This window comes from Citrobacter sp. Cy070 (genome assembly GCF_030332245.1).
Classification (GTDB): domain Bacteria; phylum Pseudomonadota; class Gammaproteobacteria; order Enterobacterales; family Enterobacteriaceae; genus Citrobacter; species Citrobacter youngae.
This window is the reverse complement of record NZ_JAOWIG010000031.1, coordinates 1-4,078: the sequence shown is the minus strand read 5'-3', so window position 1 is coordinate 4,078 and position 4,078 is coordinate 1. Positions and strand designations below refer to the sequence as shown.

The following is a 4,078-nucleotide window of genomic DNA, read 5'->3' as shown; positions in this document are numbered from 1 at the left end:
AGCTGATAGAAACAGAAGCCACTGGAGCACCTCAAAAACACCATCATACACTAAATCAGTAAGTTGGCAGCATCACCCAAAAATTCAACGCCAGTTAATGGGGGGATAAAGTTGGCCCGGGGGGATCACTGGGCTGGCCCCAAAAATTTGGTGTCAGTCCAGTGCCGGGCCGAATAGGTTACTTCGCGCAGTTAGCGCATTGTTTGCTCACGATTTGCTGGAAGAAATCGTTGCCTTTGTCATCGACCAGGATGAAAGCAGGGAAATCTTCAACTTCGATTTTCCAGATAGCTTCCATTCCCAGCTCCGGGTATTCCACGCATTCCAGATGCTTAATGCTCTGTTGCGCCAGTACAGCAGCCGGACCACCGATGCTACCTAAGTAGAAGCCGCCGTGTTTATGGCAGGCGTCGGTCACTTGTTGGCTGCGGTTACCTTTCGCCAGCATGATCATGCTGCCGCCATGGGACTGCAGCAGGTCAACATAGGAGTCCATACGACCCGCAGTGGTTGGACCCAAAGAACCGGACGGGTAACCTGCCGGCGTTTTCGCCGGGCCTGCGTAGTAGATCGGGTGATCTTTCACGTACTGCGGCAGACCTTCGCCGGACTCGATACGTTCTTTCAGCTTCGCGTGGGCGATGTCGCGACCCACAATGATTGTACCGCTCAGCGACAGACGGGTGGATACCGGGTACTGAGAAAGCTGGGCAAGGATCTCTTTCATCGGACGGTTAAGGTCGACTTTAACCACTTCGCCTTCGCCGGCCTGGCGCAGAGATTCCGGGATGTACTGGCCTGGATTATGTTCCAGTTTTTCGATCCAGATACCTTCGCGGTTAATCTTGGCCTTAATATTACGGTCTGCGGAGCAGGAAACGCCCATGCCTACCGGGCAGGATGCGCCGTGGCGAGGCAGTCGAATCACGCGGATGTCGTGAGCGAAATATTTCCCGCCAAACTGGGCGCCGAGGCCGAGTTTCTGGGCTTCTTCCAGCAGTTCTTGTTCCAGTTGCAGATCGCGGAATGCCTGACCGTGAGCGTTACCTTCAGTCGGCAGCGCATCATAGTAGTGTGTGCTGGCCAGTTTCACCGTTTTGAGGGTGCTTTCTGCTGACGTACCACCAATTACAAATGCGATATGGTACGGTGGGCAAGCTGCAGTCCCCAGCGTACGCATTTTCTCAACCAGGAAGTTTTTCAGTTTGCCGGGAGTCAGCAGTGCTTTCGTTTCCTGATACAGATAGGTTTTGTTGGCAGAACCGCCGCCTTTTGCCACGCACAGGAATTTATATTCGTCGCCATCCACGCTGTACAGGTCGATTTGCGCAGGCAGGTTAGTGCCGGTATTCACTTCTTTGTACATATCCAGCGCCGCGTTTTGCGAGTAGCGCAGGTTATCTTCAATATAGGTATTAAATACGCCTCTGGAGAGCGCCGCTTCGTCACCGCCGCCGGTCCAGACACGTTGACCTTTTTTACCCATGATAATGGCCGTGCCGGTATCCTGACAGGTTGGCAATACGCCTTTGGCGGCAATCTCGGAGTTTCTCAGGAATTGCAGCGCAACATACTTATCGTTTTCGCTGGCTTCAGGATCATGGAGTATGGAGGCGACTTGCTGTTGGTGTTCAGGGCGAAGCATGAAGGAGGCATCGTGGAAGGCTTGCTGGGCCAGTAGCGTAAGTGCTTCAGGCGCTACTTTCAGGATTGACTCGCCTTCAAACTCGCCGACGCTGACGTGATCGGATGTCAGCAGGTAGTACTCAGTTTTGTCTTCCCCCAGTGGGAAAGCCGCCTGGTAAGTGAATTCAACTTTTGACATTTGCTTCCAGCCTTTTCATTTTTATCAGGAATTTAAAAATTCTCTGCGTCTTAACGGTGGCGTGCCGCACCATAGCGGGCGGCACGCGAAGTGTGATTACAGGAAACCGTACATTGCGGCGAAGACCCAACCAAAGACACAGGATACGCTTACGCCGATCAAACCAGGCAGAATGAAGCTGTGGTTGATAACGAAACGGCCAATGTGGGTGGTACCTGAACGGTCAAACTGAATAGCAGCCAGATCGCTCGGGTAGGTCGGCAGAATGTAGTAACCGTAACAAGCCGGAGCAGAAGCAACGATGTACGCTGGATCAACCCCGATAGCCAGTGCGACTGGAACGATAGCGGCCAGCGCTGCAGCCTGAGAGTTTACAAACTTGGAGACTAACAGCAGGACGATCGCATAGGCCCACGGATGTTCTTTCACCATCTCGCCCAGTACGCCCTGAATTTCAGACATATGCGCACCGAACATGGTTTCGGCCATCCAGGCAATACCGTACACCGCAACAATCGCGATCATACCTGAACGGAAGACTTCATTTTTTGAGATAGATGCGGGATTCGTTTTGGTTAAGATGATAATCAATGCGCCAGTCAGCAGCATGAACATCTGGATAACCAGGACCATTGACAGCGGTTTGCCACCAAAAGAAGGGCGCAGTTCAGATACTGCACCGAGCACGGCAACAACGGCGATGGCAGCGAGGAAGATCCACATTGCCAGCCAGTTACTTTTCGGCAGTTTTTTGTCTAACAGTGTTGCCGTGTCGCCATACACATAGTGATGGTTTTCAGGTACGGAAATAAACTTCTGGAACTCTTCATCTTTATCCAGATCTTTACCACGGAACCAGCTGAAAATACCGATAGCCAGGATACCCAGCAGGGTAGACGGAATGGTGATGCCAAGCAGGTCGAGGAATTCGAGGTGCTTGCCTTCAAATGTCACGTTACCCAGCATCGCAACCAGCGAGACAACGGCTACAGAAACCGGACTGGCGATAATCCCCATCTGTGCACCGATAGAACTCGCCGCCATTGGGCGTTCCGGGCGAATATTGTTCTTAATGGCGACGTCATAAATGATCGGCAGAATGGTGTACACCACGTGGCCGGTACCGCACAGGATAGTCAGGGTACAGGTAACAAATGGTGCTACGATAGAAACGTATTTTGGGTTACGACGCAGCAGCTTTTCAGCAATTTGCAGCATAACGTCAAGACCGCCGGAGGCTTGCAAGGTTGCAGAAGCGGCCACCACGGCAATAATAACCAGCATTACATCAACAGGGGGTTTACCCGGCTGGAGATGGAACACGAAAACCAGAATAACCAGGCCGATACCGCCTAACAAACCCAGCGCGATACCGCCCTTTCGGGCACCATAAAACAAACATATTAATATTATGAGAAGTTGTATACTAAATAACATTTTATTTACCCTCGCGAAAAACCCAGTCAATTTTTTGAAAAATGGATCTGTGGCACATTCTTTTTTGCCGGAATAAGCATCAAAAAATGGTCAGTATTCGATATGTCCGTATTTGCGATTAATGTTTAAATGTCTGGCTAGAATGTATTTATAACTTTTTGGAAATATTTAGCTTTTTTCTATGGCATTGATCAGAGGAGAGAATCCTCAGGCGATGGGAAGTAGGGCTGGTTATGAAGCGCTGCGGCTGACGCTGTAGTTGGGCTGGCTTACACCGGTTTTCCGGGGGCTGACCGTTGGTTCTACATTGTCCGCTATTACGTAAAACACCGGTATACCAGGTGAGTGTATTCTTTATGTGATCGCGGTCACGCCATGTCATGTGGTAATGAGTCTGGCGTACGGATACGTTTATTTGCTCACAAAAATGTACGGTGTCCATAGTACGTAGCATGGTCTCCATTGCTACCAGTCTAGATTTTTATGTCTGATGAAATTCAGACTAATCCTTTAGAAGTAAAAATACACACTCTGTGAGTTAGTTAATACTTAATTAACTTTTGTTAGCGATTTTGAAATTAAAAACAGTGTGATGTTTATCAATAACAAAATAATGAATTTAACATGTTTGATACAAATATATTTGATCTAACGCAAATTCACTATTTATCTGCTTTAGCGGGATAAAAAGGGATTTTTCATTATTTTAATAATTGTTACTTTTATATAACGAATAATCGGTGATGCTGCCAACTTACTGATTTAGTGTATGATGGTGTTTTTGAGGTGCTCCAGTGGCTTCTGTTTCTATCAGCT

Annotated in this window: 2 protein-coding genes; both read right to left on the bottom strand. The window is 48.9% G+C overall.

Annotated features, from left to right (window positions below; all coding sequences use genetic code 11):
* Positions 1-178: 178 nt before the first annotated feature.
* Positions 179-1,825, bottom strand: coding sequence for a class I fumarate hydratase FumA (gene fumA / locus OGY19_RS02355; protein ID WP_061067059.1), 1,647 nt, complete (start codon positions 1,823-1,825; stop codon positions 179-181).
* Positions 1,826-1,921: 96 nt separating this feature from the next.
* A complete protein-coding gene (gene dcuB, locus OGY19_RS02350; protein ID WP_048213861.1) occupies positions 1,922-3,262 on the bottom strand; it encodes an anaerobic C4-dicarboxylate transporter DcuB in 1,341 nt (446 codons plus the stop codon).
* Between the last annotated feature and the right edge of the window lie 816 nt (positions 3,263-4,078).

Excerpts from the sequence above, each read along its gene's own strand:
- fumA (WP_061067059.1), bottom strand. The coding sequence starts at position 1,825 with ATGTCAAAAGTTGAATTCACTTACCAGGCGGCTTTCCCACTGGGGGAA.
- dcuB (WP_048213861.1), bottom strand. The coding sequence starts at position 3,262 with ATGTTATTTAGTATACAACTTCTCATAATATTAATATGTTTGTTTTAT.